General features: G+C 58.7%; 38 protein-coding genes and 1 tRNA gene. 16 read left to right on the top strand and 23 right to left on the bottom strand.

Annotated elements, in window-relative coordinates; genetic code table 11:
* The first annotated feature begins 57 nt into the window (after positions 1 to 57).
* Together EGH25_RS02100 and EGH25_RS02095 are read left to right on the top strand one after the other, a co-directional pair.
* Positions 58 to 1,773, top strand: a complete 1,716-nt coding sequence (locus tag EGH25_RS02100) for an ABC1 kinase family protein (protein WP_266085830.1) — start codon at positions 58 to 60, stop codon at positions 1,771 to 1,773.
* A gap of 43 nt (positions 1,774 to 1,816) precedes the next feature.
* Positions 1,817 to 2,173: a hypothetical protein gene (locus tag EGH25_RS02095; protein WP_266085829.1), complete on the top strand. Its 357-nt coding sequence runs from the start codon at positions 1,817 to 1,819 to the stop codon at positions 2,171 to 2,173.
* 7 nt (positions 2,174 to 2,180) lie between these two features.
* Here the strand turns inward: EGH25_RS02095 and EGH25_RS02090 are convergent, their stop codons facing one another.
* The 3 genes from EGH25_RS02090 to EGH25_RS02080 all read right to left on the bottom strand — a co-directional run bounded on the left by EGH25_RS02090 (position 2,181) and on the right by EGH25_RS02080 (position 4,751).
* Positions 2,181 to 2,819 (bottom strand): hypothetical protein, encoded by a 639-nt coding sequence (locus tag EGH25_RS02090; protein WP_266085828.1) that lies wholly within the window; start codon positions 2,817 to 2,819, stop codon positions 2,181 to 2,183.
* 175 nt (positions 2,820 to 2,994) lie between these two features.
* Entirely contained in the window at positions 2,995 to 3,804 is an 810-nt protein-coding gene (locus EGH25_RS02085) for an ABC transporter permease subunit (RefSeq protein ID WP_266085827.1), read from the bottom strand.
* A complete protein-coding gene (locus EGH25_RS02080; protein WP_266085825.1) occupies positions 3,801 to 4,751 on the bottom strand; it encodes an ABC transporter ATP-binding protein in 951 nt (316 codons plus the stop codon). Before EGH25_RS02080 ends, EGH25_RS02085 begins: the two co-directional genes overlap by 4 nt.
* A gap of 78 nt (positions 4,752 to 4,829) precedes the next feature.
* Between EGH25_RS02080 and EGH25_RS02075 the strand changes: the two genes are divergently transcribed.
* The gene (locus EGH25_RS02075; RefSeq protein ID WP_266085824.1) at positions 4,830 to 5,735 is read left to right on the top strand and encodes a hypothetical protein; all 906 of its coding nucleotides are present in this window, start codon (positions 4,830 to 4,832) and stop codon (positions 5,733 to 5,735) included.
* Here EGH25_RS02075 and EGH25_RS02070 read toward each other — a convergent pair.
* From EGH25_RS02070 to EGH25_RS02015, 12 genes are all read right to left on the bottom strand, one after another.
* The gene (locus tag EGH25_RS02070) at positions 5,732 to 6,040 is read right to left on the bottom strand and encodes a hypothetical protein (protein WP_266085822.1); all 309 of its coding nucleotides are present in this window, start codon (positions 6,038 to 6,040) and stop codon (positions 5,732 to 5,734) included. The genes EGH25_RS02075 and EGH25_RS02070 overlap by 4 nt on opposite strands.
* 220 nt (positions 6,041 to 6,260) lie before the next feature.
* Positions 6,261 to 6,334: transfer RNA gene (locus EGH25_RS02065), tRNA-Thr, on the bottom strand.
* A gap of 47 nt (positions 6,335 to 6,381) precedes the next feature.
* Positions 6,382 to 7,176 carry a ZIP family metal transporter gene (locus EGH25_RS02060; protein ID WP_266085820.1) on the bottom strand — a complete coding sequence of 265 codons (795 nt, stop codon included), beginning with the start codon at positions 7,174 to 7,176 and terminating at the stop codon, positions 6,382 to 6,384.
* A 262-nt stretch (positions 7,177 to 7,438) separates the two neighbouring features.
* Complete coding sequence (locus EGH25_RS02055; protein ID WP_266085819.1) at positions 7,439 to 7,834, bottom strand: PIN domain-containing protein; 396 nt, start codon at positions 7,832 to 7,834, stop codon at positions 7,439 to 7,441.
* Positions 7,831 to 8,082 carry an antitoxin VapB family protein gene (locus EGH25_RS02050; RefSeq protein WP_266085817.1) on the bottom strand — a complete coding sequence of 84 codons (252 nt, stop codon included), beginning with the start codon at positions 8,080 to 8,082 and terminating at the stop codon, positions 7,831 to 7,833. Before EGH25_RS02050 ends, EGH25_RS02055 begins: the two co-directional genes overlap by 4 nt.
* Positions 8,083 to 8,217: 135 nt before the next feature.
* Positions 8,218 to 9,408 (bottom strand): phosphoglycerate kinase, encoded by a 1,191-nt coding sequence (locus EGH25_RS02045; protein ID WP_266085816.1) that lies wholly within the window; start codon positions 9,406 to 9,408, stop codon positions 8,218 to 8,220.
* Positions 9,409 to 9,450: 42 nt separating this feature from the next.
* Entirely contained in the window at positions 9,451 to 9,918 is a 468-nt protein-coding gene (locus EGH25_RS02040; protein WP_266085814.1) for a hypothetical protein, read from the bottom strand.
* A gap of 18 nt (positions 9,919 to 9,936) precedes the next feature.
* Positions 9,937 to 10,230 carry a stress response translation initiation inhibitor YciH gene (yciH, locus tag EGH25_RS02035; protein ID WP_266085813.1) on the bottom strand — a complete coding sequence of 98 codons (294 nt, stop codon included), beginning with the start codon at positions 10,228 to 10,230 and terminating at the stop codon, positions 9,937 to 9,939.
* Between the two features lie 42 nt (positions 10,231 to 10,272).
* Positions 10,273 to 10,512: a 30S ribosomal protein S28e gene (locus EGH25_RS02030; protein WP_266085811.1), complete on the bottom strand. Its 240-nt coding sequence runs from the start codon at positions 10,510 to 10,512 to the stop codon at positions 10,273 to 10,275.
* Between the two features lie 39 nt (positions 10,513 to 10,551).
* Positions 10,552 to 10,971, bottom strand: coding sequence for a DUF7539 family protein (locus EGH25_RS02025; RefSeq protein WP_266085809.1), 420 nt, complete (start codon positions 10,969 to 10,971; stop codon positions 10,552 to 10,554).
* A 98-nt stretch (positions 10,972 to 11,069) separates the two neighbouring features.
* Entirely contained in the window at positions 11,070 to 11,402 is a 333-nt protein-coding gene (locus tag EGH25_RS02020; RefSeq protein ID WP_266085807.1) for a DUF7992 family protein, read from the bottom strand.
* 34 nt (positions 11,403 to 11,436) lie between these two features.
* Positions 11,437 to 11,889 (bottom strand): hypothetical protein, encoded by a 453-nt coding sequence (locus tag EGH25_RS02015; RefSeq protein WP_266085805.1) that lies wholly within the window; start codon positions 11,887 to 11,889, stop codon positions 11,437 to 11,439.
* Between the two features lie 105 nt (positions 11,890 to 11,994).
* Between EGH25_RS02015 and EGH25_RS02010 the strand changes: the two genes are divergently transcribed.
* From EGH25_RS02010 to EGH25_RS02000, 3 genes are read left to right on the top strand one after another with little or no spacing between them, the layout of a single operon-like run.
* Positions 11,995 to 12,465: a DUF7122 family protein gene (locus EGH25_RS02010; RefSeq protein ID WP_266085804.1), complete on the top strand. Its 471-nt coding sequence runs from the start codon at positions 11,995 to 11,997 to the stop codon at positions 12,463 to 12,465.
* 32 nt (positions 12,466 to 12,497) lie between these two features.
* Complete coding sequence (locus EGH25_RS02005; RefSeq protein WP_266085802.1) at positions 12,498 to 13,082, top strand: CAP domain-containing protein; 585 nt, start codon at positions 12,498 to 12,500, stop codon at positions 13,080 to 13,082.
* A 41-nt stretch (positions 13,083 to 13,123) separates the two neighbouring features.
* Positions 13,124 to 13,369 (top strand): hypothetical protein, encoded by a 246-nt coding sequence (locus EGH25_RS02000; protein ID WP_266085800.1) that lies wholly within the window; start codon positions 13,124 to 13,126, stop codon positions 13,367 to 13,369.
* On the opposite strand, the gene EGH25_RS01995 is transcribed toward EGH25_RS02000, so the two are convergent.
* Both EGH25_RS01995 and ilvA read right to left on the bottom strand, forming a co-directional pair.
* Complete coding sequence (locus EGH25_RS01995; RefSeq protein WP_266085798.1) at positions 13,366 to 13,737, bottom strand: Rid family detoxifying hydrolase; 372 nt, start codon at positions 13,735 to 13,737, stop codon at positions 13,366 to 13,368. The two genes, EGH25_RS02000 and EGH25_RS01995, sit on opposite strands and share 4 nt — an antisense overlap.
* 30 nt (positions 13,738 to 13,767) lie before the next feature.
* A complete protein-coding gene (gene ilvA, locus EGH25_RS01990; protein WP_266085797.1) occupies positions 13,768 to 14,985 on the bottom strand; it encodes a threonine ammonia-lyase in 1,218 nt (405 codons plus the stop codon).
* An 80-nt stretch (positions 14,986 to 15,065) separates the two neighbouring features.
* Here ilvA and EGH25_RS01985 point away from each other — a divergent pair, with 80 nt between their 5' ends.
* Complete coding sequence (locus tag EGH25_RS01985) at positions 15,066 to 15,941, top strand: MBL fold metallo-hydrolase (RefSeq protein ID WP_266085796.1); 876 nt, start codon at positions 15,066 to 15,068, stop codon at positions 15,939 to 15,941.
* A gap of 6 nt (positions 15,942 to 15,947) precedes the next feature.
* Here the strand turns inward: EGH25_RS01985 and EGH25_RS01980 are convergent, their stop codons facing one another.
* A complete protein-coding gene (locus EGH25_RS01980; RefSeq protein WP_266085794.1) occupies positions 15,948 to 16,919 on the bottom strand; it encodes a quinone oxidoreductase family protein in 972 nt (323 codons plus the stop codon).
* A gap of 84 nt (positions 16,920 to 17,003) precedes the next feature.
* Here EGH25_RS01980 and EGH25_RS01975 point away from each other — a divergent pair, with 84 nt between their 5' ends.
* From EGH25_RS01975 to EGH25_RS12350, 3 genes are all read left to right on the top strand, one after another.
* A complete protein-coding gene (locus tag EGH25_RS01975) occupies positions 17,004 to 17,732 on the top strand; it encodes a hypothetical protein (RefSeq protein ID WP_266085793.1) in 729 nt (242 codons plus the stop codon).
* 40 nt (positions 17,733 to 17,772) lie between these two features.
* Positions 17,773 to 17,985, top strand: a complete 213-nt coding sequence (locus EGH25_RS01970) for a hypothetical protein (RefSeq protein WP_266085792.1) — start codon at positions 17,773 to 17,775, stop codon at positions 17,983 to 17,985.
* 219 nt (positions 17,986 to 18,204) lie between these two features.
* Positions 18,205 to 18,741, top strand: coding sequence for a DUF8159 domain-containing protein (locus tag EGH25_RS12350; RefSeq protein WP_476729808.1), 537 nt, complete (start codon positions 18,205 to 18,207; stop codon positions 18,739 to 18,741).
* A 98-nt stretch (positions 18,742 to 18,839) separates the two neighbouring features.
* Here the strand turns inward: EGH25_RS12350 and EGH25_RS01960 are convergent, their stop codons facing one another.
* Both EGH25_RS01960 and tnpA read right to left on the bottom strand, forming a co-directional pair.
* A complete protein-coding gene (locus EGH25_RS01960; RefSeq protein ID WP_266085790.1) occupies positions 18,840 to 20,210 on the bottom strand; it encodes an RNA-guided endonuclease InsQ/TnpB family protein in 1,371 nt (456 codons plus the stop codon).
* A complete protein-coding gene (gene tnpA, locus EGH25_RS01955) occupies positions 20,207 to 20,599 on the bottom strand; it encodes an IS200/IS605 family transposase (RefSeq protein ID WP_266085788.1) in 393 nt (130 codons plus the stop codon). Before tnpA ends, EGH25_RS01960 begins: the two co-directional genes overlap by 4 nt.
* A gap of 230 nt (positions 20,600 to 20,829) precedes the next feature.
* Here tnpA and EGH25_RS01950 point away from each other — a divergent pair, with 230 nt between their 5' ends.
* The 6 genes from EGH25_RS01950 (at position 20,830) to EGH25_RS01925 (ending at position 23,042) form a co-directional block, all read left to right on the top strand.
* A complete protein-coding gene (locus tag EGH25_RS01950; protein ID WP_266085787.1) occupies positions 20,830 to 21,141 on the top strand; it encodes a hypothetical protein in 312 nt (103 codons plus the stop codon).
* A gap of 201 nt (positions 21,142 to 21,342) precedes the next feature.
* Positions 21,343 to 21,627, top strand: a complete 285-nt coding sequence (locus EGH25_RS01945) for a UPF0175 family protein (protein WP_266085786.1) — start codon at positions 21,343 to 21,345, stop codon at positions 21,625 to 21,627.
* 3 nt (positions 21,628 to 21,630) lie between these two features.
* Positions 21,631 to 22,128, top strand: coding sequence for a PIN domain-containing protein (locus EGH25_RS01940; protein WP_266085785.1), 498 nt, complete (start codon positions 21,631 to 21,633; stop codon positions 22,126 to 22,128).
* A gap of 197 nt (positions 22,129 to 22,325) precedes the next feature.
* A complete protein-coding gene (locus EGH25_RS01935; protein WP_266085784.1) occupies positions 22,326 to 22,571 on the top strand; it encodes a hypothetical protein in 246 nt (81 codons plus the stop codon).
* Positions 22,553 to 22,852, top strand: a complete 300-nt coding sequence (locus tag EGH25_RS01930) for a PIN domain-containing protein (RefSeq protein ID WP_266085782.1) — start codon at positions 22,553 to 22,555, stop codon at positions 22,850 to 22,852. The genes EGH25_RS01935 and EGH25_RS01930 overlap by 19 nt, the downstream gene beginning before the upstream one ends.
* Positions 22,818 to 23,042, top strand: a complete 225-nt coding sequence (locus EGH25_RS01925; protein ID WP_266085780.1) for a PIN domain-containing protein — start codon at positions 22,818 to 22,820, stop codon at positions 23,040 to 23,042. Before EGH25_RS01930 ends, EGH25_RS01925 begins: the two co-directional genes overlap by 35 nt.
* Before the next feature lie 4 nt (positions 23,043 to 23,046).
* Here EGH25_RS01925 and EGH25_RS01920 read toward each other — a convergent pair whose 3' ends face one another.
* The 3 genes from EGH25_RS01920 to EGH25_RS01910 form a co-directional block, all read right to left on the bottom strand.
* Positions 23,047 to 23,499, bottom strand: coding sequence for a hypothetical protein (locus EGH25_RS01920; RefSeq protein WP_266085779.1), 453 nt, complete (start codon positions 23,497 to 23,499; stop codon positions 23,047 to 23,049).
* Positions 23,500 to 23,940: 441 nt separating this feature from the next.
* Positions 23,941 to 24,909: a tyrosine-type recombinase/integrase gene (locus EGH25_RS01915; RefSeq protein ID WP_266085777.1), complete on the bottom strand. Its 969-nt coding sequence runs from the start codon at positions 24,907 to 24,909 to the stop codon at positions 23,941 to 23,943.
* On the bottom strand, positions 24,902 to 25,270 hold the full coding sequence (locus EGH25_RS01910) for a hypothetical protein (protein ID WP_266085776.1): 369 nt from the start codon (positions 25,268 to 25,270) through the stop codon (positions 24,902 to 24,904). Before EGH25_RS01910 ends, EGH25_RS01915 begins: the two co-directional genes overlap by 8 nt.
* Positions 25,271 to 25,300: the final 30 nt, after the last annotated feature.

Below are 25,300 nucleotides of genomic sequence, written 5' to 3'. Positions count from 1 at the left end.
TTCGCGTCGTCCGAAGAGGGTCATTTTATGTGGAACCGTCGCGTGACTCGGTTCAAGATGCGACCCTCGACGTTTCCAAGACTCCTGAAGGCTTTCCGCGTCCTCGCACCCATGATGCTGACGCACGCCAGAGACATGAGAAGGTATGTCCTGTTCGGCGCGCCGCGCGAACTCGACAGGGAGGCGAGGCGCGAACGCGCGCGCCGTCTCACCGACGCCTTCGAGGAACTCGGTACGACGTACGTCAAGCTCGCGCAGTTCCTGACGACGCGCCCCGACTTCGTACCGCCCGTCTATATCGACGAGCTTCAGAGGCTACAGGACGACGTACCGCCGGTGGGTTTCGGGGATATAGAGACCGTCATCGAGGACGAACTCGGCGCGCCCCAAGACGTCTTCGGCTCTATCGACGAGGAGCCTATCTCGTCGGCGTCTATCGCTCAGGTTCACGGCGCGACCGTCGACGGCGATAGGGTCGCGGTCAAGGTACAGCGTCCGGGTCTACGTGAACGCGTCGAGGCGGATCTCTCGGCTCTGAGCACCATGGTCTCCGTACTCTACCGCCTCCTCCGCGTCTCTGGACAGGCGTCTTACGCCGAGTCGCTCGTCTCCGTAAGCAGGGACGTAGACAGGTCACTACGTAAGGAGGTCGACTTCGAACGCGAGGCGGAGACGATGCGCGAGATACGTGAGAACGTCGTACGCGAAGGCTTCGACGACGAGGTGGTCGTCCCCCAAACCTACGACGAACTCTGTACGGGACGCGTCATAGTGATGAGCTTCGAGGACGGCGTCAAGGTAAAGAGGTTCGACGAACTCCGCGAACGCGGACACGACCTTGGTGTCATCGCGCGCCGTGTCGTCGAGGCGTACCTCCGTATGGCGTTCGTCTACGGCGTCTACCAGACCGACCCGCACCACGGAAACATCGCCGTCGCCGACGACGGACGCGTCGTAATCTACGACTACGGTATGTCACAGCGCCCTGAGGAAGGCGTCACGGAGGCTTTCGCGCGTTTCCTCGCCGGACTCGGCGTACGCGACCACGATGTCACCATCGCGGCGCTCGAAGACATGGGGGCTGTCGAGGTCTCTTCACGCAAGGGCTGGGAGGCTATGTGCGACTGGGCGGACGCTCTCTCAAAGGACGTTGCGGGCGATGTCTCCGAGATAGACATAGGCGCTGTCGCGGAGGGCTTCGACGAGAGCTTCGACGAGTTCCCCATACAGCTAAACCAGGACATACTCCTCAGCCTCCGCGCGATCACGGGTGTCCAAGGGATCGCAACGACGCTCGACACCGACTACGACTTCAGCGCCCATCTCGCGCGTTTCTTCGTCGAGAAGGAGACCTTTGACCTCGAACTCGAAGAGATACGGAGCGACGCAAAGGAACGTAGCGAACGTCTCTACCTCGACAGCATGAAGAACGAGATCAGGGACGAGATACGTGAGGGCAACCGCCGCACAGTCACCGCCGTCGTCGGCTCCGCGCTCGGCGTGGGTTCGGGCGTCGCCTACACCGCCGTCGGGAACGTCGCGGTTTCGGGCGTCCTTCTCGGCGCGGGCGTCGTCGCGCTCGGCAAGGTCGCTCTCTCGTACCGCGACACGGGGAGCGCAAAGGGACCTATGTTCATGATGCGTTACGAGATGGAGAAATGGGGCGATGAACACCGTACGGAGGACGGGATCGAGAGACGTGAGGGCGGCGACAACAAAGACGCCGACGCCGAGAGGAAGGAGACACCCGCGCCGGAGACCGCCGAGGACTGATAGGTATAGCAAGCCAGTTATACCCTCGTCACGTCTTCCTCGTATGGCGATAAGAACCGACGAGGACGTATGGAACGAGACCGAAACGGGACCGGGTGCGCGCGAACGTATAGTCGATTTCCTCGGACAGAACCGGGGTAAGGCGTTCTCGGCGATGGAGATACACGACCACGCATTCGACACGCCGACGCCCGACCCCGACGACGACCCGTCTTCGTACTCGGCTATAATCACACAGATGACGATCCATCTCTCCGCACTGAGCTACCTCGGAAAGGTCGAGGGGAAGCCGTTGCCGAACGACGAGCTACCCAACGACAGCGAGGGCGGGCACAAGGCTTACTACACGGCTACGGAGGGGGACGGCGACGGCGGAGACGGCGAAGGGAACGAGGATTAGGCGGGGGCTACGCGTCCTCGCCCGCGGCTTGGGGCGTTTCGAGTTCGTGCATAAAGATCAGCTTTCTGCGCCCTTCGTCCGTCTCAACCTCGCACATACAGAGCGCTATAGCCTCACGCGCCGCGAACTCCATCCATCCTATATCCGTCTCGATCACGGCGTCGAACTCGCCGTACGGACACCGGGGGTTGGGACAGTCTAAACCCGGGTTGGCGTAGATCGTGCGACCGCCGCGCTCCGACTGCTCGTGTCCCGAAAGCGTCTCGGTAAGGCTGTCGTACTGTTCCTCTGTCATCACCTGCTCGTCTTCGTCCATCGAACCGGTGTACGCGACGCCGCGACGTAACCCTAACGTCTTCGTCATGGAACCGACGGGGGATCGGAGCGGAGAGAACCGAGAAGGAAAACGGTCACCCGCACGGAAGACGCCGACGGGGATACGGTCGAGAACAGCCGTCGGCGTCCGTACGGAAACGGAACCGGGTTCGAGCGCGCGGAAGCCGCCGTCGGCGTCCGTCAGGTCGGTGCGAGCGTCGGGGTTCACCGCGACGGTCGGCGCGCCGATGTTCGGCGGGGTGGCGTCGGTGTAGTCAACGAGAAGTACCCGCCGTCGATCGTACGCCGTTAATCCCGTCGCGTCGTACATAACCGGCTGAACGGAGGCACAGCTACGGTACGGATCAAAAGGGTTCGCATAAGGACGGCGGGGTTAACGGTCTGGGGGGAGAACGTACCCCGCCGGGGGACATCTTCCCTTTGGGAGTTACCGAATAAATAACTTTCTGTAGCTTAACGGGTAACTCCGAGGGGCGACAGCCGTTCTACACGTCGACACGCCGGAAACGGAGGTAGCCAAGCGCAACGGGTACGGCTATCCATACGGCTATAACGATGGCGGAGAAGGCTTCGAGCGAGCCTATACCTCGTTCGAGAAACCCGGCGGCGAGGTTCGTGTATGCGACGTTGGGGCTGAGCGCCGTGAGAAAGCCGTACCAGTCGGGCGGTGACAGGCTCCCCGTCGTCGCGTAGACGATGCCGCGCGGAACAACCGACGGGAACGTGTCCCAGAGAACCTTGAGGAAGATGTAGAAGCCCACGACGGACGCCGCGGCGCGCGAACGTGAGGCGACCGTCGCAGACACGCCGACGCCCACGGAGACGTAGACGGTACCGAGTGCGGTCGTGAGAAGTACGAAGACGGCGTAGTTGAGTACCGAAAGCTCCTCGTAGCTTAACATGACGACGAAGCCCGCGAAGAAGCCGACGAGGAGCGCCACGGCGAGAACCGCTGAACGTCCTACGAACTTGCCGACGACGACATCGCGCCGCGACTGCGGGAGTCCGAGAAGTAGCTTCATGCTACCCGAGTCGCGTTCGCCGACGACGGAGACGTACGACGCCATGAGACCGAGTATGGGGACGAAAGAGGTCAGTAGGAAGCTCGCGCGTCCCGTGAGGGCGGAGACGAGCGTGGTTCCCGTCGCCTCCGCACCCGGACTCGATGACAGAGCGAAGCCGACGACGTACGCCGCGCCCGCGGTTATGAGAACGAAAAGCGCGGTGAGTATCCAGAGTGTGCGCGACCGCGACGCGTCGCGGAACTCCTTACGCGCTATCACGAACCAGCTCATGCTTCACCCTTCGTTTCGGCGTCACCGTCTTCACCCGTGTAAGCCGCGAAAAGCTCGTCGAGCGACCGTTCTTGGGTCGTAAAGTCACGTACATCGGCGTGTTGGCGTACGGCGTCGAGCGCGTTCAGCTTGGTGTCGCCGCGGAGGCACGATACGACAACCGAGTCGCCTTTACGTGAGACGTCCGAGACGCCTTCGAGCGACCCAACGGCGCCCATCGCGGCTTCCGTCCCACCGTCACCGTCGGTTAGAACCGAGAGTGTCGAGACGGATACGACGCCCTCGCGCAGACCTTCGACGGTATCGACGGCGACGAGTTCGCCCTCCTGCATGATACCGACGCGGTCACAGACAGCCTCGACCTGTCCAAGTATGTGGGAGGAGAAGAAGACCGTAGCGCCGCGGTCGTTCTCCTCACGTACGATCTCGCGTATACGCCGCGCCCCGTTTGGGTCGAGACCGCTCGTGGGTTCGTCGAGGACGAGAAGGTCGGGTTCACCGACGAGCGCGGTCGCGAGCAGGAGGCGTTTCTTCATACCTTTCGAGTACCCGCCCGTACGTCTGTCGGCGGGGTCGTCTCCCTCCGCGGCGTCACCCAGACCCACGCGTTCGAGTACGGCGTCGGTGTTAACGTCGACGGACTTCGACTCAGCGACGAACTCGATATGCTCCCTTCCCGTGAGACGCGGGTACAGACCGAACCCTTCGGGCATGACGCCGACGCGTTCGTGAACACGGTGGTCGCCCGCGGGTTCACCGAGCACGCGCGCCTCGCCCGACGTTGGATACGTGTAGCCAAGGAGTACGTCGATCGTCGTTGTCTTACCCGCGCCGTTGGGTCCGAGGAAGCCGTACACCTCGCCGTCGTCTACCTCCATGTCGAGCGAGTCGACGGCTACTACGTCACCGTATCTCTTGGTAAGGTCTTCGGTACGTACAGCGGACATACCACGGATAAGACGGATACGGGGAAGTAGGTTCCGGAGAGCAAAAAGACTGTTTTGCGTTGCGCCGTATGTAGAACGATGACCGACGACGGCTGGTTCGTACACGTACGCGACCGTATCGAGAGGCTTCCCGACGAGTATTTCCGTGAGTTTGTCGTCGATATCTGGGGTCTCCGTGGCTTCGATGTCGGCGTGTACGAAGACGACGGCGCGGGCTTCGTCGGCTTCCGGGGTTCAGGTCACGAAGCAGAGACGGAGGTAGTGGCACTCACAGGCTCGACGGAAGGCTTCGAGGCGCTCGCCGACTCAGCCGATGACTTCGAAGGTGCAACCCCTGTGGCGGTCGCCGGAAGCTTCGACGAAGGAGCCGAGGACACGGCGGAACGGACAGGAGACGTCAAGCTGGTCGACGCCGAACGCCTCGCGCGCCTCGTCGTCGACGGCGGGTTTTACCAGACGTTCTACCGATGGGTGGCGCTTTCGGAAGCCGACCAGCCCGATGTTGTCGCGACGTGTACAGCGCCCGTACGTTACGGCGACGGTGAAGGTATCGCCGTCGGACGCGCGACCGCAAACCGTCTCGGTATCGAGGACGGCGACGTCGTACGTGTCGCGGGCGAGGCTTCGGGACGCGCGACCAAAGGCGGCCTTCTGGAAACGGACCGCGATTACGTCGAACCGGGTGAAGGGTACGCCGACGCCGTCGGTGCCGACGAAGGCGACGAGGTCACGCTCGAACGTATCGACGCCGAGGAGGCGAGACGCGTCTACGTCCTGTCCGTACCCTCTATGAAGGAGGAACTCGCGGTCGATGTATGGAAAGGTCACGCGCCACACGCAGGAGCCGAGATTTCACAGCCGTACGCGGGCGACGAGATCAGAACGATGGCTCTCGAAGTCCTGCCGAGCGGCTACTCCTACGTGACCGAAGCAACCGACGTGGTCGTCGAAGGATACGCGGGGGCGCGCCGCGTCTTCGACTAAAACGTTGGTAGATCGCCGAGGTAGTCGCCCGTACCGTCGCCTTCGACACGGAGCCAGTCGCCGCCGTCGGACTCGACGACCTCGACAGCCTCCCTTAGCTTCAGCTTTCCGTCCTCCTTTTGAGCTGTCAGATGGCTGTCGCCCGACCGTATACCGAAGAGTACCGAACGCCGACGCGCCACCTCAGACTCACCGACGTTGCCGTCGTCGATATCTATACCACAGCGTTTGACGTGTTTCAGCCGATCCCCATCGTCGTCCCAGTACCGAACGTGGGTTACGGCATAGGTGACCCTGTCCCCCATATCACCGAAATACGTCGCCCTCGTACATAATCTTACCGCCGTCGCTGGACAAACGTTCAGATAAGCGTACGAGAAGTAGTAAGGAACCGTATCCGCGCTACGAGATAGACAGCCTCGGGTGGGATCTGAACCTCGGTCACTTCGTTCCCTGCAATCGGCTCACGCCGAGTACTCGGTCACTTCGTTCACTGGTTCAGACCCTCTCGGCTTCACCGTGTTCAGCCTCGGGTGGGATCTGAACCCACGACCTGTTCCTTACAAGGGAACCGCTCTCCCAGACTGAGCTACCGAGGCGCGGTAAGGCGTAGACGCGACCAAAGCATAAATCTTGCTTACTCGTCTCACATGAAGGCGAGAGGGAGCATGACGCCGACGCCGACGGCGATACCGAGGACGAGTTCGGGCTTGCCGCCGCGTGTGAGCCCCTTACCCGTCTCAATGGCTTCGGGAACGAACTCAGAGACGACGAGGTAGACCATCGCACCCGCGGCGAAGCCGAAGCCGAATGGCAGGAACTCGCGCGCGAGACGGACGAACGCGAACGCAATAACGGCACCCACGGGCTGAGGGAGGCTGGAGAAGATCGCCCAAAAGACCATACGCGTCTTTGAGACACCCATCGACTTGAGCGGTATGGATATGGCTGTACCCTCAGGGATGTTGTGGACGGAGATTGCGACCGTCATGAAGACGGCGAGAAGGGGGACGGTGAAGCCGAGGAACTCAGGTCCCGTAAGGTTGAGGTCGGCGAACGAAACGCCGACGGCGATACCCTCCGGAAAGCTATGGACGGTGAGTATACCGAGTATGAGAACGAGCTTCTTGAAGTCAGCCTCCTCGTAGTCACGTGGATCGATCTCGGCGTCGACGATTATCTCGTGCGCGACGACGACGAGCGCGACGCCCGCGAGCGCCCCCACGGCTACCTCGGCGGGCGCACCTTCTGTGAGACCCTCGTCGACGAGACCGAACAGCGACGCCGAGACCATTATGCCGGAGGCGAGACCCCAGAGGAAGACGTTCCCGCGGTCGCTTATCTCGTCGAGGAAGAAGAAAGGGAGAGCGCCCAGACCCGTCGCTAACGCCGTGATAAGCCCCGCGACGAAGACAAGTGTCAGGTCGGCGAGTAGTGTCATGTACGTGCTACGCAGTACCCACGTAACGTATCTAAAACATTCCCTTTGGTCGAACCGTTGTTACTGTCTCCGCCGGTTAATCTACCGCCTTCGCCGGTGAGTATGCCGTCGTATCCAAGCGATCCCCCTGTGTCTCCAACCCTCATGCTCTACGGTGCGTCGCGCGTGCATATACCGCTTGGGGATAGTATTTTCGTCGCTGTGTCCGCTGGTTTCCGGCGCACCCGTAAAGACCGTGGCACGAGAGGGCGTGAATAGTATTCTACCGGTACTCTTCGACCTCGACGACCTTCTTCGTCTCGTCGTGGGTTAGGTCGGTGTCGTTGGAGACGACGGGCGCACCGAGTTCGCGCCCTACGGCGGCGACAAGTGAGTCTATACCTGTCAGATCAGGTTCTTCCTCTCCTATCTCGTCGGCTATTTCGGACGCCGTCGTCGCCGTGTCTTCGTCTATCTCTGCGATATGTGCCCACGAGAGTTCAGCCCGCGCCGAGGGGATATCTGTCGGTTGAGTACCGTGAACCATACCGAGTAGATACTCTGTCAGGACGGGAGAGGGGATGACAAACTCTTCAGCGGAGTGTTTAAGCAGGTACTCAGCCGTTTCGTCGAGTTCGTTCCCGTAGTCAACCAGAAAGGTCGCATCCAGTACCCTCATTCTTCGCTTCGGCTCTCAGCCATCTCCCGGATACGTTTCTTCGATTTCTCCTTGGTGCGTTCGTGTACCTCTCGAAGCTTCTCACCTCTGTCTGTACCTTCGAATGCGCCGAAACCTGCGAGAAGGTCGCGGTCATTCTCAAGGAGACGCTCAAGTACGTCCTCAAAGCTCTCCCCTTCACGTTTTCTCCGCTCAAGCTCACGCTTGGTTTCGGCGCTGACGCGTATCTGTTCGTCGGCTGTACTCATCGCGTTAACATTCGCGTTGACACGACTTGGTTCTTTTGCCGGCAGAGGTACTGTTCTCGCCGTTTCGTTCTCTGGTTCCTGTCGCGTACCTGAAAACCTCAGTACGAGGCGGGTAAATACGGGACGGTACGAGCCTCACGGGTCGAGCGCCTCGACGCCGGGTAGTTCGTCGCCCGACAGCATCGCCGTCGAAGCGCCGCCTCCCGACGATACGTGATCGAACCCCGTTACGCCGAGGGCGTCTATCGCCGCCGCCGTGTCGCCACCGCCCGCGACGGCGTACTCCGCGCCCGCCGCCGCTCCGAGCAGTTCCTCCGTACCGCGTTCGAAGAGGGGTTCCTCATAGACACCCGGAGGACCGTTTACGACCGCTGTTCCGGCTTCGCGGAGGGTCGCTGTGTACTCCGCAACCGTCTCTATGCCTATGTCGGAAGCGGGAGGTTCGACGGGGAGTTCTTCGACGCCGACCTCGACTCGGTCGCCGTCGATCTCGACCGCAACATCGGAGGGGAGACGGATCAGGTCGGTGTGTTCGTCGAGGAGTTCGCGCGCCTCGTCGACGAGACGGAGGAAGCCCTTGTCGCGCAGGAAGGCTTCGGTGCCGTCGCCAGTCTCTACGCCGTCGGAGACGAGGAACAGGTTACCGACCGCACCCGACAGGAGGAGGCGATCCGCCGCGCCGTTCTCGGCGACGTTACGTACGACGCCGAGGGCGTCCTCAACCTTCGCACCGCCGAGCGACAGGACGAGGGGTTCGGGCGCGTCGTCGAGGCTACCCAGAACGTCGGTTTCGCGCTCCATGAGTTCGCCCGCGTACGCGGGTAGACGGTGCGGGAAGCCGACGATCGAGGGCTGTGAACGGTGCGCCGTTGAGAAGGCGTCGTTGACGTAGGCGTCGAAAAGGGGCGCGAGACGGCGCACCTCGTGTGTCTCCGCCGCCTCGTCGGGCGGTGTCTCTATGTACTCCTCGCTGTAGAAACGGGCGTTTTCGAGTAGAAGTACGTCACCCGGTTCCGCCGACTCGACGCGTTCGTCTACACCGTCGCCGAAGACGGAGTCGACGTAGCCCACCTCGCGTCCGAGGATACGTGAAAGGCGTTCTGCGTGGGTTTCGAGCGTCGTAAAGTCGGCGCGTCCGGGGCGCGACTGGTGGCTGAGAAGGACGACCACACCGCCTTCGTCGGCGAGACGCCGGATCGTGTCGACGTGTCCGCGTATACGTTTGTCGTCGAGTATACGCCCCGTCGCGGGGTCGACGGGTGAGTTGAAGTCGACACGTACGAGGACGGTCTTCCCGGCGGCGTTTAGGTCGTCAAGCGACCGCATTACCGGAGCGAGGTGGTTCGTACGATTATATCTTATGATGGGTCACCGTCCGCCGCGTGCGTTCGGCTCCCACCGCTCCGTCTCCACGCTACCGTCGGTGCCGAACCCGCCTACGTCGCCGCAGGGTGTCGTCGGCAGGAGACGGTCGTCGTCCCGGAGCGCGACGGTGCTACCGCGTTCCTCCGCAAGTCGTGAGAGCGGAACGCGCAGAACGCCTGAGGAGTCTCCGGGACAGTACTGACGTGCCGAATCGTTCGCCTCGATCACCTCGATAGCCGCGTCCGTACCACCGATAAGATCACGGTCGGCGATGCTGTAGGCTATCAGAAGATCGTCGCCGTCGGCGCGAACACGGAGTTCGTCGCCTTCCAGTCCGTCTGTGAGGTTCGCGGGCGGGTTCTCGACCACCTCGGCGCTGGTGCTCCTTTCGAGACCCGCGTTACCCACGCATCCCGTGAAAAGTATCAGGATTAGAACGCCGACCGCGACGGTCTGTTCCTCGGCGAGCATGGGTGCCACAGAACGCGTCTATCCAACGTTGAATCCCTCGTCTTCGAGTATGTCGCCGACGCGCCCCTGATGGTTGCCCTGAAGCTCGACGCGTCCGTCCTCCGCCGTGCCGCCGCAGGCGAGCTTCTTCTTGAGCTTGGTCGCTATCTCGCTAACGTCGATATCGTCGGGATCGAACCCCTCCACGACGGTAACCTCCTTGCCGTACCTACGTTCCTCGATACGTATCTTTATGCTCTGTGACTCCTTGGCAACGTCCTCACAGATACAGAGGTCTTCGGGTAGTCCACAGGTTGCGCAGACCTCAGGCATTCTACGTCCCCCCCGTAAGGCTCCGGCTCTGGGTCAGTATCATCAAATAGGCGAAGAGAGGGGCTTGGCTTCGCGTGCCGTCTCCATCAGCATTATGATGTCGCCCTCTCGTACGGGACCGACGGCGTTTCTGGTGAGGACGCGTCCCTGATCGGAGCCTTCGAGTACACGCGCCTTGACCTGCATAGCCTCGCCGTGCATCCCTGTCTTACCGACTACCTCGACGACCTCAGCCGGCGTTGCTTCGTCGCTTTCGTTTCCGCTCTCTTCCGCTTCTGACATCTTGACGGCTATAGATAAGTCAGGCGACCCGAATAAGGGTTACGCTTGTTCACGCCTCTCGGCGCGCCAGTCCTCGAACCGTCTCTCAACCCCCTCGCTAACCTCGACGCCGTAGTCGGAGAGTACGTCGTTGTACATCTCGCGCCTCTCCTCGTCCATCTCAACGGCTTCGATATCAGGAGGTATCGACGGAACACCGAAGGTGTCGATCGATACGACCTCGTCGCCGTCGTCGGTCTCCTCGGCGTATATACGGTACTGCACCGTACCCCACAGACCGCCCTCGCGTCGGTTCTTTAGCGCCTCGTCGACCTCGTTTATCCTGCGCAGGTCGCCCTCGTCAAGCCTTCCGTCGCCGAACACCTTGTTCTGCGCCTCCTCAACGGCGCTCCTTATCCAGCCTTCAAGCCTGTCCTCCGCGTCCTCCATCCGTCGGTGTATATCCATACGTACGCTCATAATCTGTCACCACCGTAGATCAGTTCCCTGTGCGTATAAAACCGGAGAAAAGATTATCAGAAATGATAAAGTTATCTCGCCGAGTTGAAGGGCGGGTATCAGACGACGCCGAGTTCGTCCTCGACACGTTCGCGCAACCCCTGCCCTAGGTCGCTCATGGCGGTGTTGATACGTGATACCTGCGCCCACGACCCGACGTCGTCGGCGTAGTCCTTCGTCTTCCAGTCGCTGGGTATCGACGGCGCTTCGTACCCCACGCGGTCGAACTCGCCGTCCCAGAAGAACTCGTACTCCTGAAGGAGCCCGACGCGTTCGACGAGTTCGAGATCGCTGGGTTCGAGTTCGTCGCGCCAGTCGGCGACCGCGTCGTCCCAGTGGTCGTCGACGGCGTCGCGTACTGTCTCATCGTCGAGTTTGTCTGTGTCGGTCATAGTTAAGAGAGGGAAGACGGACGCAAAACCCCTTCTACTCGCGCCGGTCGCGTCCCGACGGTGTTCGGCGGGGTGCGGGAACGTCGAGGTAGACGCGGTTTATCCAAGCGACGAAGACGGTCGAGGCGACGATGCTGAGGGTTACGACGTAGAAGATGGTGGGGACGCCGAGTTCGAGAACGCCGTCGGTCACACGTCCCGCGCCCTCGGAGAGAATGAGGAGGAGGAAGATAGCGCCGACGCCTGCGCCCGCGCCGAGACGGACGGCGTCGACCGTCTCGACACCGCGGTATTCAAGGGCGAAGACTGCGAGAGGGAAGACCGTAGCGGCGACGGTGATATGTACGTAGACGGGGACGGCGTCGATAGCCGTCGTCGAAAGAAGGTCGATTATACCAAGAAGACCGAGCGCCGTAACGAACGTTGTGGCTATGAGAAGCCCTAAACGTAGCTTGAGGAAACGGACGAGGTCTTCTGTGGAGTCCATGGTAAGACGAAGAAACGCCGGTTCCGTTTAAATCTACGTCAGACGGACGGCGTGCGTACCGCGTCGGTTCGCGGCTGTTAAGACGGACGCTCGACAAAACCGTGTATGCGCGTGGAAGAGGTCAACCGTGAGCCTGTCGTCGGATTCTGGGAGGACGAGTTCGGCGTACCGCCCGGTACGTTCGACGGATACCGTTTCTACAAGAAGGGGGCGCGGAAGGTCTGGGCTGTCTCGCGCGGTACGGTCGAACGTCTCGGAGGCGACGGGACGCTCGACGCGCTCGACTACGAGTCCGTCGGTCTCCCTCTGATACGTGTCGGGGGTGAACACGACAAGCCGACGACGGACGCCCTCCAGCGTTTCGGCGACGAGGCGACGCGTAAGGTGATCGATGTCGACGCCGACACGGCGCGTGCGTTCGTAAACGGCGAGACCGTCGAGCGCGGGTACGACGTTGAGGATCTCGGCTACGTCGTCGTACGGTACGAAGGACGCGTCCTCGGATGCGGTCTGTACTTCCCCGGCGAGCTAAGGAGTCAGGTACCCAAGGGTCGGCGCGTCGACCTCATCGTGTAAGCCTTTTTGCGCTCGGCGACGTAGTGCGGACGATGGGTCTTACCGACGAGTTCGTCCCCGGTGCAACAACGGTCGCTCTCCTCGTCGCTCTCGCGGGCGTCGTCGGGTACGTCGCCGTCACCTCACCGGGTTCGCTCGGAAACGACGGTCTCAACGAGACGGAGGTCGAACGTATCGTGGTTGAGGAGACGAACGCCCTGCGCGCCGAGAACGGTCTCACGCGCGCAGAGACGAACGCGTCTCTGGGCGCATCGGCGGGTGCGCACGCGTCACGTATGGAACGCGGCGGATTCGTGGCACACAAGACGCCCGACAGCATACCGTACGACCGTTACGGCTGGTGCGCCGACCGCGGCGGCTACTTCGGCGAGAACGTGGCGAGCACGTGGTACGGTAGGAACATTGTCTACGACGAGGCGGATGTACCGACGTTGCACCTCTCGACCGAGCGCGAGGTCGCCGAACATCTCGTCCGTCAGTGGAACGACTCGGCGGGTCACCGTGGCACGATGCTGAACGAGGAGTGGACGATGGTAGGCGTCGGTATCGATGTTTCGGAGAGGAACGAGGTCTTCGCAGTGCAGGCGTTCTGCTCGGGACCGCTCGTTCCAGAGTAGTTCATCGATGGCTTTTTCCATAGAGTTTCTAACTCAGAAACATGCCTTCGGTGAGTCTTGTAGGTATAGCCTACCTCGTCCTACAGGCGTTCGTTGCGGAGTTAGTGCGCCGAGAAGCGGATTCGCACGGGATGCGTTCACCGATTACTCTTGCCGTGGTAGCCTTCGTTCTGAGTATCGGTACCACCTTCGCCCTCAACAGCATCTTAGCCGTTCTGGTGTTACAAGCGACGGCTATCGTCGTCTACCTCGCCGCCAAGCCGGAAAGGCGTCCGAGACCGAACTAGCGCTCGCCGACAGCCTCTATCTCGACCGCCGCTCCCTTGGGTACCTCGCCAACCTCTACGGCGCTCCTCGCGGGCGGTTGATCGTCGAAGAAGGCTTCGTATACGGTGTTCATCTCGTCGAACTCTTCGATTTCGTCGAGGAAGACGGTGACCTTTACGGCGTCTTCGAGCGACGAACCGCCTGCTTCGAGAACCGCGGCGACGTTTTGGAGCGCCTGTTCGGTCTGTTCGGCGACGCCGCCTTCGATCATCTCGCCTTCGGGTGTGAGAGGTATCTGTCCCGCCGTAAAGACGAGGTCGTCGGTCGCCGTACCCTGTGAGTAAGCGCCGACCGCTAGGGGCGCGTCGTCCGTCTCGACTGTCTCCATGCCCAAACGTCGGCGACGCGCGACAAAAGCCTAACTAAGAACCTCGATATCGTACCCCTTCTTTTCGAGTGCGCGCACCAGACGGTTCGAGTGCTCGCGGCTACGTGTCTCGACCTCGAACTCGACCTCGGCGGCGTTGAGCGTCACGTCCTTCGCCATACGGTCGTGGTGTATGGCGTAGATGTTGGCGTCGTGCTCCGAAATCAACGTCGCTATATCGACGAGAGCGCCGGGCTTGTCGTATAAAACCGTCTCGAACTTGAGGTACCGACCCGCGTTTATGAGACCGCGGTTTATGACCTGCGACAGGACGTTCGAGTCTATGTTACCGCCGCAGAGAAGGGGTACGACGGTCTCGCCCTGTATACCGAGGTCGCGTTCGAGTACGGCGGCGACGGGTACAGCGCCCGCCCCCTCTGCGACCGTCTTCTCGCGTTCGAGTAGACGTAGCATCGCGTTCGCCGTCTCGTCGTCGTCGACGACAACGACCTCGTCGACGCGTTCGCGTATAGCCTCGAAGGTTGATTCGGCGATACGGCGCGTGGCTATACCGTCCGAGATAGTCGAAACATCGTCGCGTTCGTAGACCTCGCCGCGTTCGAGGCTCTCCTTCACGCTCGAAGCACCTTCCGCCTGTACGCCGATTACGCGCGTGTCGGGCGAACGTTCCTTTACGGCGGTGGCGACACCTGCCGCGAGTCCGCCTCCTCCGACGGCGACGACGACGGTGTCTACGTCGGGAAGTTCGTCGAGTATTTCGAGACCGACCGTACCCTGTCCCGCCTGAACGTACGGGTCGTCGAACGGATGGACGAAGGTACGTCCTGCCTCACCCTCTATCTCGCGCGCTCGGTCGTACGCGTCCTCGTAGTCGACGCCGTGGAGGACGATTTCGACGTGATCGCCGCCGTACTCGCTCGTCGCCTCGACCTTCGAGATAGCGGCGTCCTTGGGCATGACTATCTTGGCGTCGATACCCGTCTCGGCGGCGGCGAGTGCTACGCCCTGTGCGTGGTTACCCGCGCTCGCGGCTATGACGCCCGCCTCGCGTTCTTCGTCGTCGAGGCTCGACATCTTGTTGTACGCGCCGCGTATCTTGAACGAACCCGTGCGCTGGAGGTTTTCGTACTTGAGATGTACGTCCGCGTCCGTCGCCTCGCTGATCACACGTGACTCGCGCAGGGGCGTTCTCTCGGCAACGCCTTCGACGCGCCGCGCGGCTTCCTCAACGTCCTCGATTCCTATCATGAGATCAAAGACGTGCGCGCCCCGTTTAGGCTTCACGGTGACGGCGTCAGTCTAAAGACGTAGGCGGACGTGCGTCGTGTATGCACCAGATCGCCGACGGTATATCTATGGTAGACACACGGTTCCTCGAACACGAAGGACATACGGCGGTCTTCATCGTCGAGGGACGCGAGACGGCGCTCGTCGAAACGGGGCATTCGACGACGCGCGAACGCGTAAAGAACGAACTCGCACGCGAAGGAACCGTCCCCGACTACATCGTACCGACGCATCTACATCTCGACCACGCTGGCGCGACGGGCTACCTCGCCGACGAGTACGACGCAACCGTCGTCTGTCACCCCTCAGCGCGTGACTACCTCGTCGAACCCGAAAAGGTCGAAAGCCTCGTCGAGAGCGTACGCCGGGCGGTCGGCGAACTCGCGGAGCCGTACGGCGATGCAAAGTCCGTCGAGGGCGAGGTACGTACGCTCGACGACGGCGAAACGCTCGACCTTGGCGGGCGCGAACTCGAAGCGGGTCATTTCCACGGGCACGCGCCGCATCAGTTCGTCCTTTACGACGACGAGACGCGGTCGCTGTTCACCGCCGACGAGGCGGGTATGTGGATGGACGGCACTCTTTACCAGACATCGCCGCCGCCCAACTTCGACCTTGAGACAAACCTCGACAGCCTCGACCGTCTCGCGCGGTACGACGCAAAAAGGCTCGTCTACACCCATTTCGGCGCACGCGGCGACGGCGAGGACGACGTGCGTGAGGCGCTCGAAGAGTACCGCGATGTACTGACCGACTGGGTCGACCGCGTAGAGACGGAGTACGACCGTCTCGGCGACGAGGAAGAGGTCGTCGATGAGATACTCGCCGAAGCCGAGTTTCCCGACGACTGGGACGAAACTGCGGTACGTGAGACGGTACGTATGGACGTTCGCGGCGTTATGATCTACCTGTCTTAGAGCCGTCTACGGGGTCAGGACGACCTTTCCGGTGCTTTCGCGGTTCTCGATGAACGAGTGCGCCTCCGCCGCGTCTCCGAGGTCGAACGTCTCGCCGACCACGACCTCAAGATCACCGCTCTCGAAGCCCTCGGTCAGCTCCGGAACGGCGTTCATGATACGTGACGGGTCGCGCTGTGACGCCTGTCCGAGATGGAACCCCTTGACCGTCTTGTTCTCGAACAGGAGACGCTGGTTCGACGCCTTCGCGGGCACTCCGCTCGCCACGCCGTACGTGACGAGGGTGCCGAAATGGGCGAGCGCATCGAGGCTACGGTCGAAGACATCGCCGCCGACGGATTCGAGTACGAGGTCGACGCCCTCGCCGTCGGTCTCCTCCTCGACAACCTCGCGGAAGTCGGTCTCCTCGTAGTTTATTGGATGGTCACAGCCGAGTTCGCCGGCGAGTTCGAGCTTTTCGGGGGCGCTCGCGGTACCGAAGACCTCCGCACCCGCGTTCGACGCCATCTGAACCGCCGCTGTTCCGACACCGCCCGCCGCCGCCTGTATCAGAACGCGGTCGTCCTCCTCCAGACCGCCCCAGCCGAAGAGGCACGAGTGGGCTGTCAGGAACTGGACGGGGAAGCCGCCTGCCTCGGCGGACGAAAGACCGTCGGGGCATGGGAGGAGCGTCCGCGCGTCGGCGACGGCGTACTCGGCGTAGCCCCCGCTGTCGACCATCGCAACGACGCGGTCGCCTTCGGAGACACCGACGCCCTCACCCGTCGCGTCGACGGTACCCGCAACCTCCATTCCGGGGACGTACGGCGCGTCGGGTCCACCGGGGTAGACGCCGCGCCTCTGCATGATGTCTGCGAAGTTTATACCCGCCGCCTCCACATCGATACGGAGTTCGCCCTCTCCGGGTTCGGGTAGATCGCGTTCGACGTTTTCGAGAACGTTGCTGTCGCCGTACTCCGTGGCTTCTACGGCTCTCATACATCCCCTTCGTGGGCGCAGTTGATAAAGCTGTGTCAAGTCGTGTGTCAAGCCGTTTATGTTCGCGGGCTACGAACCCTACGCATGCCGGAACAGAGGAGCGCCACGGAGACCGCGGTTCTACGGCTTTCCGAAGGGAGATACACCGACGCAGGGGAGATGTACGCGACAGCCGCCAGAGGATGTCTGTACGGTGAGAGCGTCTCACGGAAGACAGCCTACGAGAGCCGAGGGAGATCCGGCGTCGGAAGGGCTTTCGCACAGTTCGCACGATCCTCGGTCTGTCACAGGATATCCGGCGACGAGGATCGCGCCACACTCGTTGCGCGCGAGGGTGTCGCTGTCGCCAAGGAACTCCGCGATCACGTACTGACGGATGTGGTGGAGGGATCCGCCTGTGACGAGTTCATCGGCGACATGCGCGCCTCAGCGGGTCTTTCACCCGACGGTGCGTACGACAGCGCCGACGAAGGGTACGCCGAGGTTTCGGACGGGGCTTCGGAGACAGGAAGACCGTTTCTACAGGCGGGGACGGAGCTTCTCTCGCATCTCTCACGCCCGGATGATATGGGATGGGACGATATACACGGCTCCGGTGGCGACGCCCTTGGACGGAGGATAAGGACAAAGAAGGCGAGGATGGCGGCTCTCGCCGACGAACGTGTACGTGAGGGAAAGCTACACGCGCCCCGAGGCTCGACGGAGTACAACACGGACAGGTACGTCTGTCCGGACTGCGGTTCAACGGACGTCAACCACGTAGGCGGGACGAAGCTCTGCCTCAGGTGCTCGTCGCAGACCGAGGAGGTCTAAACGGGGTCGGATTTAATACCGCAGGGTACGTATCTTCATCATGGCACGGATAGAGGGTACCGTCAAGGAGAGGTACACGAGCGACGAGATAGCCGAGAACGTAAGCGAACTCGCTGAGGAGGGTATCATAGATACGGACGGTGGCGAGGAGGAGATCGCGAGGGTGGCGAGGGAGTTCTACTTCCGAGGTTTAGTACACGGTCACGCCGAGGAGGAGAAGGTAGAGGAGGTGCGTGAGGAGTTCGGGTACTGACCATATCAGTTTTTACGCGAACCGACAGGCTTCCGTCCTCCGTTAATCTCCGGTAATCGGGAAACAGGATCTGTTCCGTATATCTCTGTCACACGGGTTCTAAGATGTGGGGGAGCCTGCGAAACAAGCGCGTTCTCTATGCATTCGGGTAGGTCGTGTTTTCGAGAACGTTGCTGTCGCCGTACCCCGTAGCTTCTACGTATCATAATAGTAGTCGGGGTGCTTGCAGGGGGTGCTTTCGTACCGTCGGACTATGGGGATACAGCAGACTCCATAGACTCCACCGAACCCAGCGACACCGAGCCAACAGATACCGGGGAACAGAACCAACAGTGGGATGGGGATGAGCAGGAGCCAACGGGAGGTTCCACCACGGATTATGTTTCGAACATGCGGGATAGCCTTGGGTCTGAAGGAGTATCTGTGGCATACTTCTCCGAGGACGCTGGCACGGTCTTTTTGGAGTACGTGAGTACGGAGACCACCGAGGAAGGAATAGCCGGAGAGATAGGTACGGTGGCAGGGATATACAGGAACGGCGTCATAGGTGGATGGGATGTAGACTCATTAGAGGTGACCGTACTGGACTCAGATGAGTTTCCCGTGGGTTCCTACTATATCGAGTCCCAGTGGATAGACGAACTTGACTCCGGTGAGATCACTCAGGAAGAGTTCCTTCAGCGTTTGACATCCTCCCGCGTCATCAGACGCAGGGCGTCTAATTGGCTCAGAAATCTTCGATTTCTGAACGCCTAAAGACGTTCGTCAGAGCCACGCTCTGACGAGCACCTCAATCTGCGATTGACGTACGCGGGAATCCCGTCACGGGATTTCGGGCTTGCTACCCTAAGGTTTCAAGACGCATCCGTTTCCAACGTCTCCAGACGCTCCGCGTCTGGATGGCTCGCCAGACACCGTCTGGCGAACGTCGTCGGGCGGGTTTCGCCCTCTGTTGGACTGTCTTGTGGCTGTGTCAACTCAGTCTCTGAGCGAAGCTCAGAGGGTGGCGAGCTTACGCTCGCAACAGCCCCGTCCTCCACCGAGTCATCGCCGCCAGTCTTTTGCTGACGGCTCTCTCCGTGGAGGTCAAGCGAATCGGGTATTCGCGTACTCGTCGAAAATCTCCGATTTTCGAGATAGCGTCGTGCTATATTCGTTGCTCCGTTCACATCGGCTTGGAACTCGGATACCCAACAGTCGTTGTTGGTACATCGGAAGGTAGCTTGGTGCGGTCGAGAACCTTCTTCACCACACTCATGACACCGTTTGCTGGTATCCCTTGGATTCACGGTCTCGGCAGGAATGCCTTTCTCCTCCGCCTTGTACCGTATCTGAGCGTGTATCTGAGCGTACGCCCAGCCGTGTAGACGACGGTTCATGTACGCTCCATAATCCATGTTCTCGCGGAGGTACGTTAGGTCCTCAAGGACGAGTACGCCATCCTCAAATCTTTCTGCGTACTCCACGACACGCCGTGTGACAGTATGCACGATGTCGTCTATCCGCCGCCATATCTTATCGCCACGCTTCTCCAACAGCTTTTCGGAGCCACGCTCTTGTAGGCGTCTGCTCGTGGTGAAATATTCCTCTCGGAGTTCTCGCACCCTGCTACCTTCTCTGCTGAATATCTTAGGTGTAGTAGGAGAACCGAACTCGTCAAGGTGACACACCGTTGCGAGCGCAGTTTCTCCTATATCCACACCTATCGGAGTACACGACTCCGAAACGTCGGCATCCTCGACCTCTCGATGGACGGTCAAATGGAGATGCCACTCGTCTCCACGCGGGAACATACGCACCTCACCCAGTTCCGCGTCGTCGTTGTAGATAGCTTCTATCCAGTCGCGTTGTTCGGGGTTGATGGTTGCGGGACACCAGAGGTGGTAGTCCTCGTGGTGCGGTATCTTGACGTACCACTCTGTCGCGTTCTGCGGTTTGTGGTCTATCCTGACACCTTCGTTGGTGAACCGTACAGGGTGTCCGTCGTCTAACTCCTGTGTGCCGTCGCGGACGAGTTGAGGTACGTACTTCTTGAGGGCGTTCTTGGCGTACCCCGAAAGGTCGTAGTCCACTACCACGTCGTTGGCTTCGGACTGAGTACCACAGTCCGAGTCGAAGGCGTCGTTCAACGCCTTCTGAAACTCTCTGTACGTCTCACGGAACTTCTCGCGCTTGTGGGTGTTCGGGTCGAACAGCTTGACCTCAAGCGTCTTCGTGACCCTCATACTTCGTCCTCCTCGTGCCTTCGGATGTAGTCCTGTATGGTGTCACTCGATACCTCTCCGGCGGAGCCGACGTAGTATCCTCTCGCCCAGTTTATCTTCTCATCTTCGTTGTCGGCGTAGTGGTAGTTGTACTTCCGCGAGGATATACCCTTGAACCAGTTGACGAGTAGCGACGGCTCGTGCTTCGGAGGCGCACTTACGAACAGGTGTACGTGGTCGGGTTCTATGGTCAGGTCGATTATCTCAAGACCCTTGTCGTCGGCTATCCCACGGAATATTTTTTCGACACGGCTTGCTACCTCACCTTCCAGTATCGGCTTTCTGAACTTGGGTATCCACACTATATGGTAGTTCAGGTTGTAGGTAGCGTGCCGTGTTGTCTTTGCCACACCGCACACTATACGACCCGTGTACTTAGGCTTTGGGCATAGTGTGAAATCCGGCAGGTCTACGAAGTCCGTTGGTTAGGAGTGTTGTCGCTTGACCCCCGTTCGTAAATCTTCGATTTACGAGCAAGCGAATCTTCGATTCGCATACGTCTCGAAGCGTAGCTTCGATGGCGCGTCAATCAAAGATTGACGAACGCCTGAAGACGGGGGTATGCGCTCGACTATGTATCATGGTGCAGGACACGGGCGATATTCCGGGAACGGGTACAGATGGGACGGAGTACACGATCCGCGTTGAGTACAGCGGTAGTTGGACCGGAGCAGTATCCGCGGGCGGTAACACGAGGTCAACCCAAGGGCAGGGAACGACGGAGTTAGATATCTCAGGAAGTCCTTCGATAATCTCCGCTAACGCCCAGAAGCAGGAGGCAAACCGAGAAACTCTTCGGATACAGGTTCTGGAAGACGGTACGGTAGTTAGTGAGTCCGAAACGTCGGCGGAGTACGGCGTAGCGCAGACGAGTTACTCGGCTGGCTTCTGATACGCCGCTCCAAGCTACATCTATCCGGTCATATAAAACCGTAACTGAGTCAACGTCATCTGTAGTATGGTATTTGCTGAGAGCGTAGAGGAGTTAGCGTATGAACAAGATGTCTCGGAACCGCGTACAAACTCTCGGACATCCATACGACCACCCCCGACAGCACAACCCTTTTGTATGCTATGAATACTATGTATACACATGGGAACAGTATCAGCCCGTCTACCAGATAACCTCGAAAGGGAGTTGGACGAATACGTTGAGGAAGAGAACTTAGAGAGGAGCGTTGCTGTCAGGAAGCTACTCTCTGAGGGACTTGACGACTGGAAGCTCAAACGTGCCGTCTCGCTACTCGAAGAAGGCGATGTATCCTTCAGCCGTGCCGTGGAGATAGCTGAGACGGACGTGTGGAGTTTCTCGGAGTACCTGAAGGAGAACGACATCTCTTGGGTAGACGAAGCAGAGGAAGACCTTGAGGCGGTGTAGAGCGTGTATGTCCTTGATGCTACCCCGCTAATCTATCTGGCTAAGGCGGGGTCGCTCGACGTTCTCGATGGGTTCGATGTCGTGACCACGGAGGGCGTTCACGAAGAGGTCGTAGTTGACGGAAAGAAAGCCGAAGCCCACGATGCGAGACGTGTGGAGCGGTATGGTGTTGAGGTTCGAGAGACACCCGACAGCGAGGTTTACCGCCGTCTCTCCGGTTCGGAGAAGCTGAGTAACGTGGACGCTGAGGTTCCGGGGTTCGCTCATGCAGAGGACGCAACCGCCGTTATGGACGAAAGGAGAGGACGAACAGTAGCGAAGGTCGAGGGAATAGACGTTCGTGGGACGGCTTTCCTCCTTCTTCGGTCTGTGAAGAACGGTGAGAAAACCGCTGAGGAAGCGAGAGTGATACTCGACGGGATGGTAGACGCTGGTTGGTACTGCTCGACCTCATTCTACTCGGATATTCTCGGCAAGCTGGACGAGATAACCGGAGAATAATTCGACAAGTTGGAGCAGATTTAGAGAACCACGTTCCCTGAGACATTAGCCTTCCGTCGCCGGTTTACATCTACTAATCGGGAGGTGACACGGATTTTGGTATATCTCTATCATACGGATTCTGCATTCTCCGGTCAGGGTGGTTTACAACGTGAACTAGCGAAACCCGTAAGTAACTCAGGACTTAACGGATATATATGGGAATCACCGAAAGGGTAGAAAAGTTGGCGGATGAACAAGGGGTTCCCGAATCTCAGGTGATTGAGGAGGCTCTCGAAAAGGGCGTAGAAAGCCTGTGGGATGAGTACGTCCTCTCCGAGTACGTTGAAGGAAATATCGATAGAGAGGAGGCGGTTGACCTCGTTGGTCTTGAAAAGGTGAAGAGGTCTGACAGGGAGGTTGACGTTATGAAGGACGACATCGAATGGGGTCTGAACGCTTAGATACCGCGGTCGTAGACGCAGGACCTATTATCCATCTCGGTAAGGTAGACTCACTAAGTCTGCTAGCTATATTCGACCGACTGGTCATACCTGAAGCTGTCGTGGAAGAGGTATCAGCAGGAGGTTCTCCTGAAGGATTGAATGCATTAGAGTACGATGTGGTGGAGGGGAACAAAGAGGAGGAGTACAGCGGTCTCGATAGAGGCGAGGCGGCGGCTCTTTCCGTGTTTGGTAATGGGCAAAGATGTGGTCTTCCTCACGGACGACTTGGAGGCTCGTGAACAGGCTAAGGAACTCGGTGTTGAGGTTCACGGCTCCGTGGGTGTAATAGTCGCAGGCTTCAGCGAGGATGAGGTGGATTTGGAAAAGGCGACCTCCAAGATTCGTGCTCTGTCCGATGAGACAGACATGTTCATATCGGATGCGGTCGTGGACCAGGGAATACGGATGCTTGAGGAACTAGCGGAATAGAGACTTACAAAATCCTGGTGATTAGTTCATCTGAGTAGTCGTCATCGAACCAGGTGAACGAGGGTAGGTCACTGAGGCTTTCTCGGTAGATGTACCTGTTATCCTCAGAGACGGGTTTTTTGTGGATGATGTAGCCTTCACCGGCTTTGTACACGTCACAGTCGTACGTATCCTTATCGTATATCCAGTCAGCTGTTTCCCTTTCGTACGTGGCTATCTTGTCAGCCATTATCTCTTGACTGTCCTCGGAATACAGTCTGTCCCTATCCTGAATCTCGGAAACTACTTTCCAGATGGGTCTTTCCACAGAGACTAATCCATCGTCATCAGTCGCTATGTAGGAGTCTTTTCCTTCCCGGATATAGTACGCCAGGTAGCCGTGCTCCGGTGAGTAAACCGGGTCTCCTTCGCTCATCTGACTGTGTTCCCTCTCCACCCGGTATTCCTCAAGACCCATCGTTAGTGACTATCGCCGCTTGCGCATTACCCATAGACCTAGGGGGTAACTCCCCCTGAACCTCTGTTTAATTGTCGGAGAAGGGCTGTCTTCGGATTTCTGTGGGATTTTCTTCGGAGAATTCTTTGGATTTCTGCGGGTGTCTGGGTTAATTATTTTTGCCACTATTTCATTCATGTATATATGAGTGTAATAATTTTGCTCATAGGGGGTGGTAATGGTAAGTAAACGGGTAGCATTGGCGCATAGCCACAAAGAGCAACTCAAAGAACTTCCTTCAAGTTTCAGTTACGATGAAGCGGTTAGGGATGGGACACTAACTAGAGAGGTCTATTATTCGTTGGTTAGAAATGACGTGTTCAGAGAGGTCACAGAGGGTAAGAATGGAAGCAAGGAGTACACCCTATCGGAAGATATAGAGAGACGTTTAGACAATGAGAGTTAGACCGCATTAACACGAGGAGCGTACCCCTCGTTTATCTCCTTGATATCTTGCTCACGGAAGTTGAGATAGAACTCAGTCGTCTCCACAGACATATGCCCCATCAACTCCTTCAGGAAGTTGATAGGCATGCCGCTTCTCACTCTATGTATCGCAAACGAGTGACGGAAACTGTGCGCCGTGGGCTTATATAGTTCTCTATCCATAGCGTCTTCCCCTATTACCTCACCTACGTTCTCGGTTCTCTTAGCTATCTCTTTGACCTTCTCGTTTATCCGCTTATCCTGTAACTTAACAGACTGATTTGATATGAGCAGGTACTCGGATTCAGCCGCCTTTGAGTACTGTTCTCGTCCACCCATATCCAGCCACTCTCTAAGCTTTCTTGACAGGTGTGACGTGTAGTAGACGTACCTGTCGTCATCATTCTTCAGATTATCAACGTATATCTGCTTCTTATCCCGGTCAATGTGCTCCAATTTTATCCCTACAGCTTCACCCCTCCTGACTCCTGTCTCCCACAGTAACCTCAAGGTGAGGTTTTCGCGGAGGGTCTCGGTAGCCTCAAGCATCTCCACATACTCTTCCTTCGTGACATAGTGAACGTCTTCTTCCCCCTGTCTGCTCGCAATCGACTCATCAGACAGGAACTCTGTATCGAGTTTATCGTGGATACTGTCCCGCACCACACCTTTTTTCTTTAGAAAATTCGTTACCTGCGAGAGATAGACCTTCTTGATAGAGGTATCATTCAAACCATCCTCCAGTAGGTAGTCAATATATATTTCGAGTTCTTCAACACCGACTTCTTCGTACGAATCAGCCCCTATGTATTCTAAAAAGCCGGTAAACTTACGCAGGGCATCCTTAGTCCGATGAAAATCGTTTTCAGACCTTCTTAGACGGATTCTATCAAGATAATCTCGCATATCCTCATCATCTATCTCGTCATACTCCCACTCATCCATCGGTATCACCTAATCCCGCAGAGTCCTGAACCTCCTCAATCATGGACTCTATCTGGTCTATATCGCCTGCCTCCGCTTCCTCTGATGCGGCTACTACGTCTTCAAACGTGAGTTGTCGGCTTTCCACGTTCTCTATGGACTGCTTTGCGAGCCGGACATCTTGTCTCATTTCCTTCATCTCTTCAAGCACATCTATAAGTTGGACATCACGCTCCCGGTCTCTATTCATATAGTAACTTACCGACCGGCGTATCAACTCGCTTCTATTGTTGACTTCCCCGTTATCTTGGATATACTCGTCCCATCGGTCCTGTTTTTCTTCACCCAGCCTGAGAGTTATGAGTGGTTTTTCATCGCTCATACAGGTGGCCCTAATTGCTACAGAAGTATA

The sequence above is a fragment of the Halorutilus salinus genome (assembly GCF_026242195.1).
In the GTDB taxonomy this organism is placed as follows: domain Archaea; phylum Halobacteriota; class Halobacteria; order Halobacteriales; family Halorutilaceae; genus Halorutilus; species Halorutilus salinus.
This window is presented reverse-complemented; position numbering and strand designations above follow the sequence as displayed.